Genomic DNA, 15,325 nt, shown 5'->3' with positions numbered 1-15,325 from the left:
AACTCTGTCGCTATACCTTGCATTCTCGTTGAAGATGCCTGGGCATAATCTGGCCAGCACGGCGGGCAAACCGCCAATGGGAGGAATCATGCCAGACAAGCAATCCGGCCTGACGGCCAACGGCGCCAGCATCAGTCCAGGGAAAGGAACCGTGCTCGACAAGCAGTTCGGCCTGACGGCCCATGGCACCAGCGCCAGGACGGAGGTGATCGCGGGGATCACCACCTTCCTGACCATGGCCTATATCATCTTCGTGAACCCCGAGATCCTGTCCTCGACCGGCATGGACCGCAACGCGGTCTTCGTCGCGACCTGCCTGGCCGCGGCGCTGGGATCGGCGATCATGGCGCTTTGGGCGAACTGGCCCATCGGCATGGCGCCGGGCATGGGGCTGAACGCCTTCTTCGCCTTCACCGTGGTCGGCGCGCTGGGGTTCACCTGGCAGCAGGCGCTGGGGGCGGTGTTCATCTCGGGCCTGATATTCCTGTTCCTGTCGGTGACGGGCATCCGGCGCTGGCTGATCGCCGGCATCCCGACATCCATGCGCAGCGCCATCGCGGCCGGCATCGGCATGTTCCTGGGACTGATCGCGCTGAAGAACTCGGGCATCGTGGTGGACAACCCGGCGACGCTGGTGGGCCTGGGCGACCTGACCCAGACCGGCACGCTGCTGGCCATCGCCGGCTTCTTCATCATCGCGGCGCTGGACGCGCTGAAGGTGCGCGGCTCGATCCTGATCGGCATCCTGGTCATCACCGTCGTCTCCATCGCCATCGGCGCCAGCCCCTTTGCCGGGGTGATCTCGATGCCGCCCTCGATCATGCCGACCTTCATGCAGCTCGACGTCGCAGGTGCGCTGACCGTCGGCATCTTCCACGTGATTCTGGTCATGGTGCTGGTCGAGGTCTTCGACGCCACCGGCACGCTGATCGGCGTAGCCAAGCGCGCCGGGCTGCTGACCGAGGGGCCGACCCATACCAACAAAAACCTGGGCCGGGCGCTGATGGCGGATTCGACGGCGATCCTGGCCGGCTCGATGCTGGGCACCAGCTCGACCACCGCCTATGTCGAAAGCGCCTCGGGCGTGCAGGCGGGCGGGCGCACCGGGCTGACCGCGCTGGTCGTGGCCGGGCTGTTCCTGCTGGCGGTGTTCTTTGCGCCGCTGGCGGGCTCGGTGCCTGCCTATGCCACCGGGCCGGCGCTGCTTTACGTCGCCTGCCTGATGGTGCGCGAGTTCGAGGAGATCCAGTGGAGCGACGTCACCGAAAGCGCACCTGCCGTGCTGACGGCGCTGATGATGCCCTTTACCTATTCCATCGCCAATGGCCTGGCCTTCGGCTTCGTGAGCTATGCCGCGATCAAGCTGGCGACCGGCCGCGCGCGTGAGGTGCATGCAGCGACCTGGATCGTGGCGGCGCTGTTTGTGATCCGCTTTGCCTTCTTCATGGAATGATCTTCGCCGAGGCCGGGGGGCTGTCTGCCCCCGGACCCCCGAGGATATTTGGGCAAGAAAGAATAAGGGGGCGCGCCGGGCCGGCGGGCCTTCTTGCCTTAAGGGTAAAGCCGATCCATCCGGCGGCAGCAGGGTTTCTGTCCCCCGATTCCTGCCCCCTGGACAGGGCCACCGCAGGAGCGTTCGGGATGGCTGTCGAAATGCCCCTGCCGAACCGTTCCGAGCGCGTGGAAACCAGGCTTCGGGCTTGAAGCCAGGAGCCAGGAGCCAGGAGCCAGGAGCCAGGAGCCAGGAGCCAGGAGCCAGGAGCCAGGAGCCGCCGCGCGTGCCCCCTGTCCGATTCGAACGGACGACCTACCGCTTACAAGGCGGTTGCTCTGGCCAGCTGAGCTAAGAGGGCGACGCCTGGCCTGTTTAAACGACGAGGGCCTCGCGGGCAAGTGAGTCCGCCATGGCGGGAAGGCGATCGGCCCCGGCGGCAGGGCGGGCTTGCCACGGAGGTCGGGGCCCGTTGCGGCGCGGATCGACAGCCGCCCAGACGCCGATGCCCCCGCGGCCTGCGGGGCGAACCCGGACCGGCAGGGCGCATCGGCTTTGCCGCCCGCTATTCGCCCGGCAGGATGGCGGCCACGATGCCTTGCCCCCTGATCTTGCGGGGCTTTCGCCATGGCGACATGAATGGCCGGAAGCCGGCCGGCAATTCAGCCAGCCGCTTGGCGTCGGGCAGGATTGCCGAGGCCGCGGCGTCCCCCCGGCCCAGGATCGCCCCGTCCCGAACCAGATGGAGCCCGGCAGGGGATGCGTCCCATGGACAACGGGTGGGGCACGCCTTCCGGCCCGGTGTTCCCGCCCCCCCTGTGGCGCAATCATGCGACGGGACGGCCGCCGATGGCGGCGACGGTGCGCACCGTCTCGACCAGCCGCGCCGGATCGGGCGGATGGGGCAGCCATCCCGCCGCCCCGGCATGGCGGGCGCGGGCCTTGAGCTGCGGCGTGGCCGAGACCGCCATGACGAGGATCGGGATATCGCGCAGGCGGGCCTGGCGCCGCACCGCCTCGATGAAGCCGAAACCGCAGACCCGCCGCATGTTGATACCGGTCAGGATCACATCGACGGAAGCGGACCGGAGCAGCGCCAGGCCCTCGGCCCCGTCGCAGGATCGCCGAACCGCCATTCCCGCCGCCTCCAGCGCGGCGGCCGCGGCTTCGCGCAATTCGCTGCGGGAATGCTGGACCAGCACCGTCAGCGCCATTCCCGCCCCCAAGCCACCGGGCCTTGCCGCCCCCTTGCGTCCGCAACGATCATCCGCCCCTCCGATTCAACCGGTTTTGCGCAGCATCGCGCAGAAAGATTAATCCGCGGTTGACGCGGGGTGGAAAGCCGGCCGGCCCGATTGCGGCAAAACCGGCCCATTTCCTGCCGCCGGGGCTTGCATTCCAGGTGGAAAAGGACTATTTCGCGCGCACTTCACAGGCGGGGTCGGGCCCCGGAGGGAGACATCCTTCGACGGTCCACCGGTTGGGGCAAGCCCCTGAAAACCCCGCCAAGGCGCAAACCGGAAAGGACATGGACATGGCGCTTCCCGAATTCTCCATGCGTCAGCTGCTTGAAGCTGGCGTTCATTACGGCCACCAGACCCAGCGCTGGAACCCCCGCATGGCCGAGTTCATCTATGGTGAACGCAACGGCATTCACATCGTCGACCTGACCCAGACCGTGCCGATGCTGGACGCGGCGCTGCAGGTCGTGCGCGACACCGTCGCCAAGGGCGGCCGCGTGCTGTTCGTCGGCACCAAGCGCCAGGCGCAGAAGGCCGTCGCCGAAGCCGCCGAGAAATCGGCGCAGTATTACATGAACCACCGCTGGCTGGGCGGCACGCTGACCAACTGGAAGACCGTCTCGCAGTCGATCCAGCGCCTGAAGGCCCTGGACGAGACCCTGGGCTCGGGCGCCGAGGGCCTGACCAAGAAGGAACGGCTGCAGATGGAACGCGAGCAGGCCAAGCTGCAAGCCTCGCTGGGCGGTATCCGCGAGATGGGCGGCCTGCCCGACCTGCTGTTCGTCATCGACGTGAACAAGGAAGACCTGGCCATCGCCGAGGCGAAGAAGCTGGGCATCCCGGTCGTGGCCGTGGTCGATACCAACTGCTCACCCAAGGGCGTGGACTATGTCATCCCCGGCAACGACGACGCCGCCCGTGCCATCGCGCTTTACTGCGACCTGGTCAGCCGCGCCGCGCTGGACGGCATGACCGCCCAGATGGGCGCCGCCGGCGTGGACCTTGGCGCGCTGGAAGCCAGCGTCGAGGAAGAGCTGGCCGGCGAGACCGCTGAAGAAGCCGCCGAAGCCTGATCGGACAGGGTCCGGTGCGGGCCGCGACAGGTTTACGGAACATTCATCAGGCGGGGATAAACCCCGCCTGACGCATTGAAAAGCAAGGAGACTCTCGATGGCTATCACCGCTGCTATGGTGAAAGACCTGCGCGAAACCACCGGCGCGGGCATGATGGACGCCAAGAAGGCGCTGACCGAAACCAATGGCGACATGGAAGCCGCTATCGACTGGCTGCGCACCAAGGGCCTGGCCAAGGCCGCCAAGAAATCGGGCCGCGTCGCCGCCGAGGGCCTGGTGGGCGTCGCCGTCCGCGCCGGCCGCGGGGTCGCCGTCGAACTGAACTCGGAAACCGATTTCGTCGCCAAGAACGCCGATTTCCAGCAGCTCGTCCGCGAGATCACCAATGTCGCGCTGGACGCCGCCACCGATGTCGAGGTGCTGAAGGCCACCCACCTGAACGGCCGCCCGGTCGAGGAGGTGCTGACCGACGCCATCGCCCGCATCGGCGAGAACATGACCCTGCGCCGCATGCACGCGCTGGAGGGCGACACCATCGTCTCCTACGTGCATAACGCCGCCGCCGAGGGCATGGGCAAGATCGGCGTGCTGGTCGCGCTGAAGGGCGATGCCGCCAAGGCGCAGGAGATCGGCAAGCAGATCGCCATGCATATCGCGGCGACCAACCCGGCCTCGCTGTCGGAAGCCGACCTGGACCCCTCGCTGGTCGAGCGCGAGAAGTCGGTGCTGACCGAGCAGGCCCGCGAATCGGGCAAGCCCGAGGCGGTGATCGAGAAGATGATCGAGGGCCGGATGAAGAAATTCTTCGAGGAGGTGACCTTGCTCGGTCAGAAATTCGTCATCAACCCCGACGTGACCGTGGCCCAGGCCGCACAAGAGGCCGGAGTCGAAGTGACCGGCTATGCCCGCGTCGTGGTCGGCGAAGGCATCGAGAAGAAGGAAGAGGATTTCGCCGCCGAGGTCGCCAAGACCCGCGCCGGCGCCTGACCCTCGCCTGATCCGGATTGCGAGCGCCGGCCCCCTGGGCCGGCGTTTCGCATTCCGCGCCGGTATCCGGCCGCAAAGCCTCAGCCGGCGCAGATCTGTGCGCCCGCCGACTGCCTCGGCACGCCGGCTTCGGAAGGCGGGGGATGCCCGCCCAGACCGGGGCCATGCGGTGCGGCAGCAGAGTTGAAGATCTGCCTGCGCCTGGCGGCCAGCAGGATCGCCTGCGCCGTGGTCTTGGCCCCCAGCGCCTTGCGCGCCAGCCGCAGATGCTTTTCCACCGTGGCTGGCGTCACATCCAGGATATCGGCGATTTCCTGGGTGGTGCGGCCGACCGAGATGCATTCCAGCACCTCACGCTGGCGCTGGGTCAGCACGCATTGCTGCTCGGCACAGGGCAGGGTCGAGATGCGCAGATGCGTCAGCCGGCTCAGCGCCTCGACCTGCCGGCCGTGCTGCGCCCAAAGCGCGTCCAGCCGGTCCTGGCACATGCCGATCACGCCGCCGAGGATCACCCCGGCGCGGACCCGTTCCACATCGTCGCCCATGCCGACCGCATAGCCCGCGACATGGCCGTAGCGGGCGAAAACCTCCATCGCATGCTCTTCCTGCGGCGTCAGCCGCCCGGCCAGGCGAAGCCGCCGCATCCAGTCCCAGCTTTCGCTGCCCCTGTTCTGCGCCAGCCAGCGACGCATCGGCATGCTTTCAAGCAGATCCAGCCCGGCAAGCTCCTGCATCAGGCGCGGCGGATAGCTGGACAGCAAGACCCCGTCATCCAGCATCCGGTCGCAAGAGGCCTCCAGAATCCGCACCGCGTGATAGGAAATGTTGGGGAAACCCAGGTCGGCAAGGCGCGCAGCATAATGCTGCCAGACCTCCTGCGCGGAACGTGCCGCCAGGATGACCTCGATATCATTCAGCATTTCCATTTTACACCAAACTCTTTCCAAAAACATCTTAGATTAAATTGCACCATAACCGGTGACTTTGAAACATTATTGCCAGGAACCACAAAGGATCAATGCATCACGCGCAAACCGCGCGCTTTACGTGAGGTCAAGGTGATTAACTTTGGCCATGAAGCGCGTTGCCAGCAATGGAAAAGCTTTCTTCAGCGGTTGAAACGCCGCTCCGCCGACGCGGTTTTCAATGCGGGCTTTGCATTGGTGAAACACGCAGGGATTGTAATGAATGATTGATTTTCCACTTTTATATGAGAAATCGCGCCGGCAAAACCCATGGGGAGGCACGCCCTGCACCGCCGGGCAAGACGCGCCGCCCTTTCGCACCGGCAAAGGCCCGCCGCGCCATGCGGGCAACCCGCCGTTTCCAGGCCGTTTGCACAGGAAGCGCCAATGGCACCGCCCCCGCCGTACCCGGCAGGGGCGAAGGAAGAGCCTTGCTTTTCATTGCGGCCGGCCGAGCCGATTCCGGCAGGCCGTGCCGCGACATCCTGCGGGCCCGAGGGTGCCGCCCCGCCGCCGCTCCCTTCCGGACCGCCGCCCGACGCGCGGTTCAGGGCGTAAGGAATTCGATTCCAGGCAAGGCGGCGATCTCGGCCATGTCGGCGTCATAGGCTGCGGTGATGCGATCGACCAGTTGTTGCGTCCAGCCGGGCAGGTTCAGTTCCACCTCGATCTGCTCGGACTGGCCATGGGCCTCCAGGGCGGCGGCAAAGATGCGGCGGCGGCTTGCGACGGTCAGCCGCTCTTCCTGCGCCAGCGCGTCGCGGACCATGCGAATGCCGTCAGGGTGCAGGATGTCGCCCAGGATCTGCAACCCGGCCTTGAGCGGCACGTCGGCGGGCATGGTCGCGATACGGCGCACCACCTCGGGCCAGATCAGCGAGGTGTCCTCGTGGCACCAGACCACCAGGCGCCGGCCGGGCAGCGCGGCCTGGATGCGCCGCAAGGCCGGGGCCCAGCGCAGCGCCTCGGGATCGACCCCTTCCATCAGCTCGGCATAGCTGCCGCCGCCCTCCTGCGACAGGATGAACGAAATCAGCGTAGCCGGATTCTTCAGCGCCATGAAGAACTCGACCTCGGCGCTGGGAAACAGGTTGGCCAGCGCCGCCATCTTCTGGCCGGCGGTGACGTAAAGCCCCTCGGGCGAGATGGCGCGCACCGCCCGGCCGAGAAAGCTGGGGGTGCTGCAGATGATGCGGCGCGGATCGTCCGAATCCAGGATCGCATCCAGCATCACCTGTTCCATCGCCGGCGTGGCGGGGCCGCCCCGCAAGGCGCTCAGCGCCTCGTTGAAGATCTCGCCATGCCGGTTCGGGGTCACGGGCTCGATTCCGTTGCGCAGCAGCCAGTCGCGATTCTGCAACAAGGTCTTGACCATGCGATAGAGGTCCGTTCTGTGGACCCCGCAATGAAAGACGACCTGCATACCCGCAACCCCCGACTCGTTTCGGCGCACAGTAGCCAGCAAAGCGCGCGCGGAAAACCTCATGGTTGCGCATCGCCGTGCGATCTCGCCCTGCGCCCCCGCGTTCACGCCGCGCCGCCGCCAGAATGCCGGGGACATTTTCGCCGCATCGCGCAGCAGCGGCGACGGCGCGCTGGCCGACCGGATCACGGGACGGGGCCGCGCGCGGACCTGAATATGCGGCATGGCTGCAACGGGGTCATCTGCACCGCCTCTTTCCCGGTTCTTCGGCATGCGCTTTCGCGGCGCAGCTCATGAACCGGGATCGGCCCACAGGACCACCCTGCCCTTGCCGGCCAGCTTGGCCTGGTAAAGCGCCGCATCCGCCATTTCGTAAAGATGCTGCTGCCGGGAAACGCGCCTGCTGTCGGAAACCGCGACGCCCATGCTGGCCGTAATCCTGCACGGACAGGTTTTCGCCGACATGATCTGATGGATCATCCTGGTGCAAACCGTCATCGAATCCTCCTTCGGTCTTTCGGAAAAGATCAGGATCAGGAACTCGTCCCCGCCGATGCGGCAAACCCTGTCGCCAGAGCGCACGCCAGAGGCCAGTACCGACGCCACCTCGACCAGAACACGGTCGCCGGCGGCATGGCCGAACCGGTCATTGACCTGCTTGAAATGATCCAGGTCCAGATGGACCAGCGCAAAGGGATTTCGCGCCCGCGCGTCGAATGCCCTTGAAAACACGACATCGAAGCCGCGCCGGTTCAGCAGCCCGGTCAGGGGATCGGTGATGGACAGGATCTGCGCACTTTGCCGGGCACCTTCCAGGCTCGTGTTGATGCGCGACAGTTCCAGCAGCGCGGCACGGTTCGCCTCGTGCAGGAACAGGAATTCCATGGCCAGGTCGGAGGGCGGGAAATCGGAATCGGTCAGGCCGAATTTTTGTACCGCCGCAGACAGATAAATCCCGAAGCCCAGATTGAGCATGGCGATGTCCGGCGACACATGCAGGCCATGGCCGCGCAGGGACACATCGCGATGGTGCCGCAGTTGCAGGAATACCCTCTTGCCGCCGCCGAGCTGGGAAAACAGCTCCTCGAAGCGGATGCGGTGGCCAAGATTGTCGGCGGGGATGAGGGCGTCCTCCAGGCGTGACGCCCGGCCCAATACCTTGGCAAGCGTCTTGCCCCGCGACACCATGACGCCGGCGCGATCCACCATGAGATGCATGGGCATCAGCTCCGACAGGTTGCGCATATCCACCACGGCGTCCTTCAAGGCTGCACGCGTTTCGGAGAAAGTTCGAAGCCCCGCTTGCTGGAATAGTCGGGCAGGACGACATCTATGTCGATGCGATTCCGGACGACCGAAATGACGGCGAGCGCGCCATAATCATCCGCCATGACCCGCAGCATGCCGGCCAGCACACGCATCAGGCCCGGCTGGTGCGGCCGGGCGATGATTCGGTAATGTCCAGGCGCGTCGGACAGGACCGCGAATCCGGGAAACGCCAGGTCCGGGATCACCAGCTGGATGCGGCCCGGTAATTCCCGCAGGGATTCGACGAATTCCTGGAAGTTCGAGCCGCCGAAGCGCAGCAGCCTGCGGATCTGCTCCTGCCGGCTCAGCCAGGAACCGACATCTTCGAGCAGTTCGCCGACCGATTTGTCGAGCCGTCGGGCCGAGGCGATCACGATGGAGCGGGTGACGCTGTCCGGACTGCTGCCCCAGGTCAGGAAACCGTCGGGGTGGACATCGACCTCGGCCGCGACCTGCTGCCAGGTCGTGCTGCCATAGCTGTTGCGCAGGAACGCCTCGATGCAGCGATTGACCAAAGCATGCATTTCTTGGACTCCGTGCGGATTGCGTCAGTGCCAGAGCCGGCGGAAGCCGGGCCGGTCGACGGAAACGTATTTCGGGCCGGAGGCTTGCAGATATACCGCTATTGCACCGTGTTTCTCGAGATATGGCGGGTCAAGGACCAGGCATGGGCCCAGGGCACCCCGGCCTGGGACAAGGGCGACATTCGCGACCAGGATGCCGCCCTCGCGGCAAAAGCCTCGGGCATCCTGGCGCGCCGCCTTGCCGGTCAGGTGGCGGATGCGAAGCCGGGCGCCGGCCCGATCGAGCTCCACCATGCGGTTGGAAGGCGCCCCCTGCCACAGCGGGCGCGTGGCGGCGCCTGCCTGATCGGCGGCGTCGCCATCGGCCTTGAGCCAGCTCTCCACCGCGAAGCTGCCGCCGGCCGGCTTGGAGGGCACCCTGCCCGCCGGGGTCAGCACCGCCACCGCGTCGCCTTGCCCCGAAACCAGGACATCGGGACGTTTCGCGCCCAGCCAGAGCAGGCCGGCCGCCGCCAGCAGGGCGATGCCCATGCCCCGGCGCAGAACCAGCAGCGCCGGACCTCCTGCCCCCGCGGCCCCCGCGCCGGGCAGAAGCAGCATGGCGCCCACGGCCATCAGCGGCAGGACGGTGCGCGGCGCGACGGGTAGCAGCGTGACCGCGCCCTCCAGATCCGAGATCCATTGCGCGACCGCCAGCATCCAGCCGGTCCCCAGCCCCATCAGCCAAAGGGCCGGCTGCGCAAAGCCCAACGGCGCCAGCAGCGCCGCGAAGACGCCGCCCGGCATCACCAGCGTACCGACGACGGGCACGACCAGCATGTTGGCCAGCAGGCCATATTGCGTCATCCGCCCGAAATGCGCCGCGGCGATGGGCGCCGTCACCATGCCGGCCACGAAGGAGGACAGAAACAGCATCAAGGCCGGCCGGGCCCACCAGGGCAGCCGCGGCGACAGCCTCGTCCAGGGATCCTGCATCAGGATCAGCGCGACCGTGGCGGCAAAGCTCATCTGGAAGCCGGCCTCGGTCAGCGCCTCGGGGTTCAGCACCAGCACGATGCCGGCGGCGACAGCGACGGTGCGCAGCGAAACGGCGCGCCGGTCGGCGATGATCGCAAGCAGCATCACCGCCACCATGATGAAGGCGCGCTCGGTCGCGACGCCGCCGCCCGAAAGCCACAGATACAGCGCCGAGGCGCAAAGCGCCCCCACCGCCGCCAGCTTGTGGACCGGCACCGCCCGGATGCCGCCCAGCCCCTGCGCCGCCACGCCGCCCAGCCGCAACGCGGCATAGACGAAGCCGGCCAGCATGCTCATGTGCAGGCCCGAGATCGACACGATGTGGTAAAGATTCGAATCGCGCATGATCTGGTTGGTCGCCTCGGCGATGCCGGAACGGTCGCCGGTCATCAGCGCGGCCGAGACCGCGCCCGCCTGGCCGCCGATCCGCTCCTGCATGGCCTGGGACAGGGACATGCGGATGCGGTGCAGCGCCAGCATCCCGCCATCGGCCGGCGGCTCGACCGTCATGACCGGCGCGCGGGCATAGCCCACCGCGCCCAGGCGCTCGAACCAGGCGAGGCGGCGGAAGTCGAAGCCGCCCGGCTCGGCAGGGCCGGCGGGCGGCCCCAGATGCGCCGTCAGCATCACGCGCTGGCCGGGCACCGGCAGGTCCTGCGGGCTCATCAGCGAGATCCGCACCCGCGCCGGGGTGCGGGCGGGCGCGACCTCGTGCAGGGTGACCTGATCGAGCAGCAGCCGCATCCGGTCGCGCGACGAGCGGTCGATGCCCACGACCCGCCCCTCGACCGGCCCGTAATAGCGGAAATCCAGGACCGGGGCGGCGACCAGATGCGCCCTGCCGCCCGCCAGTCCCGCCCCGAGAAGAACCAGGAGCAATGCGAAAGCGGCCAGCCGCAGCCGGTCCGCCCAGGCCCAGCCCAGCCCGCCGGTCGCGGCCAGCCGCATCGCCCCGCCCGGCAGCAGCAGGCATGCCAGGCCCGCCAGGGCCAGCCCGGCATAGAAGCCCGGTCCCGGTTCGCGCGGCAACAGGAACCAGCCGCCGATGCCCAGCGAGAGCCAGAAAGGCATCCAGGGCAGCAGCCCCGCGCGAATGCCGACCGGGGGTCGCGGCCCGGCCGCCGCATGCCGCATGCCGGCCGGCGCAAGGGCCGGCAGCCGCCTTTGCAAAGCATTCACCGATTCCGTCACCAAAACTTGTCCTTGCCGTGCCACTTGCTTATCTGTGGCGCCAAGATTGGCATGCCGACCTTTCGAAAGGATTAACGGGCATGGCCGATGGCCCCGTTTTCTGAAACTGACCGGACCGCTGATGACTGATTCCCGCCCCGTCGTGACCCGCTTCGCGCCCTCGCCCACCGGCTACCTGCATATCGGGGGCGCGCGGACCGCGCTCTTCAACTGGCTCTATGCCCGCGGGCGGGACGGAAAATTCCTGCTGCGGATCGAGGACACCGACCGCGCCCGCTCGACCCCCGAGGCGACCGAGGCGATCCTGCAGGGCCTGCGCTGGCTGGGCCTGGACTGGGACGGCGAGCCGGTCAGCCAGTTCGCCGGAATCGCCCGCCATGCCGAAATCGCCCGCGCCATGCTGGAAAACGGCACCGCCTATAAATGCTTCTCGACCGCCGAGGAGATCGAGGCCTTCCGCGAACAGGCCAGGGCCGAGGGGCGTTCGACCCTGTTCCTGTCGCCTTGGCGCGACGCCGATCCGGCCAGCCTGCCCGAAGGGCCCTATGCGATCCGGCTGAAAGCGCCGCGCGACGGCGAGACGGTGGTGCGCGATGCCGTGCAGGGCGAGGTGACCTTCGGCAATGCGCAGCTGGACGACATGGTTCTGCTGCGCTCGGACGGGACGCCGACCTATATGCTGGCGGTGGTGGTGGACGATCACGACATGGGCGTGACACATGTGATCCGGGGCGACGACCACCTGACCAATGCCGCGCGGCAGATCCAGATCTATCAGGCGATGGGCTGGGACATCCCGGTCTTTGCCCATATCCCGCTGATCCACGGGCCGGACGGGAAAAAGCTGTCCAAGCGCCATGGCGCGGTCGGCCTGCACGAATATGCCGCCATGGGCTATCCGGCGGCGGCGATGCGCAACTACCTAGCGCGGCTGGGCTGGAGCCATGGCGACGACGAGTTGTTCGACGACGCCCAGGCAATGGCCTGGTTCGACCTGGACGGCATCGGCAAGGCCCCGGCCCGGCTGGATTTCAAGAAGCTGGAACATGTCAGCGGTTGGCATATCGCCCGGATGGGCGATGCCGAATTGCTGGAGGAAATTGCGGCTTTCCGCACCGCGACCGGTGCGCCGCCCCTGTCCCAGACCCAGACCGCCCGGCTGCTTCCGGCACTGGAGGCGCTGAAGGCCAAGGCCAAGACCCTGCCCGCGCTGCTCGACCAGGCGCATTTCGCGCTGATCGACCGGCCGGTCGCGGTCGAGGAAAAGGCGGCGGCGGCGCTGGATACTGTATCCCGTGGTATACTGACTGAATTGACTGCCGCGGTGCAGAATGCTAGCTGGGATCGCAACGAACTCGAGGCGGCCGTCAAGCGGATTGGCGAGTCGCACGGGCTGGGGCTGGGCAAGGTCGCGGCGCCGCTTCGCGCGGCGCTGGCCGGGCGCAGTTCCACCCCCAGCGTGTTCGACATGATGTTGGCGCTTGGCCGCGGCGAAACGGTGGCCCGGCTGCAGGATCAAGCGGGCTGAGACCCGCACCCATCACCCGGCCCGCGGGCCGGAGACAGGTGAAAGGAACTGGGAATGGCAGAACAGAAAGCCGCAAGACTGCATCTGGCGGGCAAGGATTACGACCTCGCGGTCCTGTCCCCGACCGCGGGCCCGGATGTCGTCGACATCCGCAAGCTCTACGGCGAGGCGGGCGTTTTCACCTATGACCCCGGCTTTACCTCGACCGCGTCCTGCGATTCGACCATCACCTATATCGACGGGGACAAGGGCGAGCTGTGGTATCGCGGCTATCCCATCGAGCAACTGGCCTCGGAATCGCATTACCTCGAGGTCTGCTACCTGCTGCTCTACGGCGAACTGCCCAACAAGGACCAGCTGGTCGATTTCGAGACCCGGATCACCCGCCACACCATGGTGCATGAACAGATGCACTATTTCTTCCGCGGCTTCCGCCGCGACAGCCATCCGATGGCGACCATGGTGGGCGTCGTGGGGGCGATGTCGGCCTTCTATCACGATTCGATCGACATCAACGACCCGGTGCAGCGCGAGATCGCCTCGATCCGGCTGATCGCCAAGGTGCCGACCATCGCCGCCATGGCCTACAAGTATTCGCTGGGCCAGCCCTTCGTCTATCCGCGTAACGAACTGGATTACGCCAGCAACTTCCTGCACATGTGCTTCTCGGTCCCGGCCGAGCCCTATCACGTCGATCCGGCCCTGGCCCGCGCCATGGACCGCATCTTCACGCTGCACGCCGATCACGAGCAGAACGCCTCGACCTCGACCGTGCGGCTGGCCGGCTCCTCGGGGGCGAACCCCTTCGCCTGCATCGCCGCCGGCATCGCCTGCCTCTGGGGCCCGGCGCATGGCGGCGCCAACCAGGCCTGCCTGGAGATGCTGCGCGAGATCGGCTCGGTCGAGCGCATCCCGGAATTCATCGCCCGCGCCAAGGACAAGAACGACCCGTTCCGCCTGATGGGCTTTGGCCACCGCGTCTACAAGAACTTCGACCCGCGCGCCAAGGTGATGAAGGAATCGGCCGACGAGGTGCTGGACCTGCTGGGCGTCCACAACAACCCGACGCTGCAGGTCGCCAAGGAGCTGGAGAAGATCGCGCTGGAGGACGAGTATTTCGTCTCGAAGAAGCTCTATCCCAACGTCGATTTTTACTCGGGCATCATTCTGGAAGCCATGGGCTTCCCGACCTCGATGTTCACGCCGATCTTCGCGCTGTCGCGCACCGTCGGCTGGATCTCGCAGTGGAAGGAGATGATCGCCGATCCGCAGAACAAGATCGGCCGCCCGCGCCAGCTTTATGTCGGCTCTCCGCGGCGCGACTACAAGCCGCTGGACGCCCGCTGAGCGCGCCCCACCAGGATCAGGATCGGCCCCGGACCAGTGCCGGGGCCGTTCTGCTGCGCCCCCATCACGTGCTTTGCTCGATCGGCTGGCAGGGACGCGGCTATTCGCCCGAGTTCACCCGGAACATGAACGCCGTCGTCCTGGGCCGGCTGCGCGCCGATCCGCAGGTGCCGGTGGTCTTTACCGTCATGGCCGATTCGATCTGCGCCCCCTGCCCGTCGCGGCGCGGCATGGGCTGCGCCGCGGACGACCGGATCGGCCGGCTGGACCGGCGCCATGCCGCGGCGCTGGACATCCGCCCCGGCCAGCGCATGACCTGGGCCGAGGCCCAGGCCCGCGCCGCGGCACGGCTGCAGCCCAGGGATCTGGAGCGGATCTGCAACGGTTGCCGCTGGCTGGGCCTGGGCATATGCCAGTCGGCCCTGGCCAAGCTGCAGCAGCCCGACTGAAGGCCTCCGCAGGCGGCCGCACGGTCGACAAGGTCAATGTGACGCAGTTGCCGGCAGCCCCGCCGCAAGGGGCTTGCGCGGCGCCGCGGCCGGTGCGAAATCGGCACCATGACCGAGCATGACAAAATCGCGCTGATCACCGGCGCATCGCGCGGCCTTGGCGCCGCTTTGGCCGAAACCCTTGCCGCGCGCGGCTGGCATATCCTGGCCGTCGCCCGCACCACCGGCGCGCTTGAGGAACTGGACGACCGCATCCGCAAGGCCGGCGGTTCGGCCACGCTGGCGCCGATGGATGTGGGCGAACCGCAGGCCATGGTGCAGATGGTCCGGGCGGTGATGGAACGCTGGGGCGGGCTGGATCTTTGGGCGCATACGGCGATCCATGCCGCGCCGCTGTCGCCGGCCGGCCATATCGACGCCAAGGATTTCCAGAAATCGGTCGACCTGAACATCGTCGCCACGCGCGGGCTGATCAACCTGATCGAACCGCTGCTGCGCGCCCGCAAGGGCACGGCGCTGTTCTTTGACGACAAGCGCGCCGGGCAGAAGTTCTTCGGCAGCTATGGCGCCACCAAGGCCGGGCAGATCGCCCTGGCGCAAAGCTGGCAGGCCGAGAACGTATCGCTGGGCCCCCAGGTGGTCATCGCCGAGCCGGCGCCGATGCCCACCGCCGTACGCGCCCGCTTCTTTCCCGGCGAGGACCGCGCCCGCCTGACCCCCTGCCTGGCCGAGGCCGAGCGCATCCTGGCGCAAACCCTCTAGCCGCGCCGGCGCAAGGG

General features: G+C 67.3%; 13 protein-coding genes and 1 tRNA gene. 7 read left to right on the top strand and 7 right to left on the bottom strand.

Going from position 1 to position 15,325, the window contains the following annotated elements; translation table 11 throughout:
- Positions 1–88 precede the first annotated feature (88 nt).
- Positions 89–1,453, top strand: coding sequence for an NCS2 family permease (locus ESD82_RS02170; protein ID WP_208852047.1), 1,365 nt, complete (start codon positions 89–91; stop codon positions 1,451–1,453).
- Between the two features lie 326 nt (positions 1,454–1,779).
- Here the strand turns inward: ESD82_RS02170 and ESD82_RS02165 are convergent.
- Positions 1,780–1,853, bottom strand: a tRNA-Thr gene (locus tag ESD82_RS02165).
- A 466-nt stretch (positions 1,854–2,319) separates the two neighbouring features.
- The gene (locus ESD82_RS02160; protein WP_147429115.1) at positions 2,320–2,706 is read right to left on the bottom strand and encodes a response regulator; all 387 of its coding nucleotides are present in this window, start codon (positions 2,704–2,706) and stop codon (positions 2,320–2,322) included.
- 314 nt (positions 2,707–3,020) lie between these two features.
- Between ESD82_RS02160 and rpsB the strand changes: the two genes are divergently transcribed.
- Both rpsB and tsf read left to right on the top strand, forming a co-directional pair.
- Positions 3,021–3,806 (top strand): 30S ribosomal protein S2, encoded by a 786-nt coding sequence (gene rpsB / locus ESD82_RS02155; RefSeq protein ID WP_036746997.1) that lies wholly within the window; start codon positions 3,021–3,023, stop codon positions 3,804–3,806.
- Between the two features lie 97 nt (positions 3,807–3,903).
- Complete coding sequence (gene tsf, locus ESD82_RS02150) at positions 3,904–4,794, top strand: translation elongation factor Ts (RefSeq protein WP_024842468.1); 891 nt, start codon at positions 3,904–3,906, stop codon at positions 4,792–4,794.
- Positions 4,795–4,874: 80 nt separating this feature from the next.
- Here the strand turns inward: tsf and ESD82_RS02145 are convergent, their stop codons facing one another.
- The 5 genes from ESD82_RS02145 to ESD82_RS02125 all read right to left on the bottom strand — a co-directional run bounded on the left by ESD82_RS02145 (position 4,875) and on the right by ESD82_RS02125 (position 11,102).
- Positions 4,875–5,720 (bottom strand): helix-turn-helix transcriptional regulator, encoded by an 846-nt coding sequence (locus ESD82_RS02145; RefSeq protein ID WP_147429116.1) that lies wholly within the window; start codon positions 5,718–5,720, stop codon positions 4,875–4,877.
- A gap of 586 nt (positions 5,721–6,306) precedes the next feature.
- Complete coding sequence (locus ESD82_RS02140; RefSeq protein WP_231493190.1) at positions 6,307–7,134, bottom strand: hypothetical protein; 828 nt, start codon at positions 7,132–7,134, stop codon at positions 6,307–6,309.
- Positions 7,135–7,473: 339 nt separating this feature from the next.
- The gene (locus ESD82_RS02135; protein WP_244314498.1) at positions 7,474–8,427 is read right to left on the bottom strand and encodes a GGDEF domain-containing protein; all 954 of its coding nucleotides are present in this window, start codon (positions 8,425–8,427) and stop codon (positions 7,474–7,476) included.
- A gap of 17 nt (positions 8,428–8,444) precedes the next feature.
- The gene (locus ESD82_RS02130) at positions 8,445–9,014 is read right to left on the bottom strand and encodes a heme NO-binding domain-containing protein (protein WP_147429119.1); all 570 of its coding nucleotides are present in this window, start codon (positions 9,012–9,014) and stop codon (positions 8,445–8,447) included.
- A 24-nt stretch (positions 9,015–9,038) separates the two neighbouring features.
- A complete protein-coding gene (locus tag ESD82_RS02125) occupies positions 9,039–11,102 on the bottom strand; it encodes a ComEC/Rec2 family competence protein (protein WP_244314487.1) in 2,064 nt (687 codons plus the stop codon).
- A 241-nt stretch (positions 11,103–11,343) separates the two neighbouring features.
- Between ESD82_RS02125 and gltX the strand changes: the two genes are divergently transcribed.
- The 4 genes from gltX to ESD82_RS02105 all read left to right on the top strand — a co-directional run bounded on the left by gltX (position 11,344) and on the right by ESD82_RS02105 (position 15,308).
- Positions 11,344–12,750 (top strand): glutamate--tRNA ligase, encoded by a 1,407-nt coding sequence (gene gltX / locus ESD82_RS02120; RefSeq protein WP_028709842.1) that lies wholly within the window; start codon positions 11,344–11,346, stop codon positions 12,748–12,750.
- Between the two features lie 54 nt (positions 12,751–12,804).
- A complete protein-coding gene (gene gltA / locus ESD82_RS02115; protein ID WP_024842461.1) occupies positions 12,805–14,097 on the top strand; it encodes a citrate synthase in 1,293 nt (430 codons plus the stop codon).
- Between the two features lie 68 nt (positions 14,098–14,165).
- A complete protein-coding gene (locus tag ESD82_RS02110) occupies positions 14,166–14,546 on the top strand; it encodes a DUF1284 domain-containing protein (protein ID WP_147429120.1) in 381 nt (126 codons plus the stop codon).
- A gap of 108 nt (positions 14,547–14,654) precedes the next feature.
- A complete protein-coding gene (locus ESD82_RS02105) occupies positions 14,655–15,308 on the top strand; it encodes an SDR family NAD(P)-dependent oxidoreductase (RefSeq protein WP_024842459.1) in 654 nt (217 codons plus the stop codon).
- The last annotated feature ends 17 nt before the right edge of the window (positions 15,309–15,325 follow it).

Source organism: Paracoccus pantotrophus (assembly GCF_008824185.1).
In the GTDB taxonomy this organism is placed as follows: domain Bacteria; phylum Pseudomonadota; class Alphaproteobacteria; order Rhodobacterales; family Rhodobacteraceae; genus Paracoccus; species Paracoccus pantotrophus.
This window is presented reverse-complemented; position numbering and strand designations above follow the sequence as displayed.

Bases quoted from the DNA above. Each gene is read 5' to 3' on its own strand.
- ESD82_RS02145 (WP_147429116.1), bottom strand. From the start codon at position 5,720: ATGGAAATGCTGAATGATATCGAGGTCATCCTGGCGGCACGTTCCGCG.
- ESD82_RS02105 (WP_024842459.1), top strand. From the start codon at position 14,655: ATGACCGAGCATGACAAAATCGCGCTGATCACCGGCGCATCGCGCGGC.
- ESD82_RS02130 (WP_147429119.1), bottom strand. From the start codon at position 9,014: ATGCATGCTTTGGTCAATCGCTGCATCGAGGCGTTCCTGCGCAACAGC.
- ESD82_RS02140 (WP_231493190.1), bottom strand. From the start codon at position 7,134: ATGGTCAAGACCTTGTTGCAGAATCGCGACTGGCTGCTGCGCAACGGA.
- gltX (WP_028709842.1), top strand. From the start codon at position 11,344: ATGACTGATTCCCGCCCCGTCGTGACCCGCTTCGCGCCCTCGCCCACC.
- ESD82_RS02170 (WP_208852047.1), top strand. From the start codon at position 89: ATGCCAGACAAGCAATCCGGCCTGACGGCCAACGGCGCCAGCATCAGT.
- gltA (WP_024842461.1), top strand. From the start codon at position 12,805: ATGGCAGAACAGAAAGCCGCAAGACTGCATCTGGCGGGCAAGGATTAC.
- rpsB (WP_036746997.1), top strand. From the start codon at position 3,021: ATGGACATGGCGCTTCCCGAATTCTCCATGCGTCAGCTGCTTGAAGCT.
- ESD82_RS02135 (WP_244314498.1), bottom strand. From the start codon at position 8,427: ATGCGCAACCTGTCGGAGCTGATGCCCATGCATCTCATGGTGGATCGC.
- ESD82_RS02125 (WP_244314487.1), bottom strand. From the start codon at position 11,102: ATGCCTTTCTGGCTCTCGCTGGGCATCGGCGGCTGGTTCCTGTTGCCG.
- tsf (WP_024842468.1), top strand. From the start codon at position 3,904: ATGGCTATCACCGCTGCTATGGTGAAAGACCTGCGCGAAACCACCGGC.
- ESD82_RS02160 (WP_147429115.1), bottom strand. From the start codon at position 2,706: ATGGCGCTGACGGTGCTGGTCCAGCATTCCCGCAGCGAATTGCGCGAA.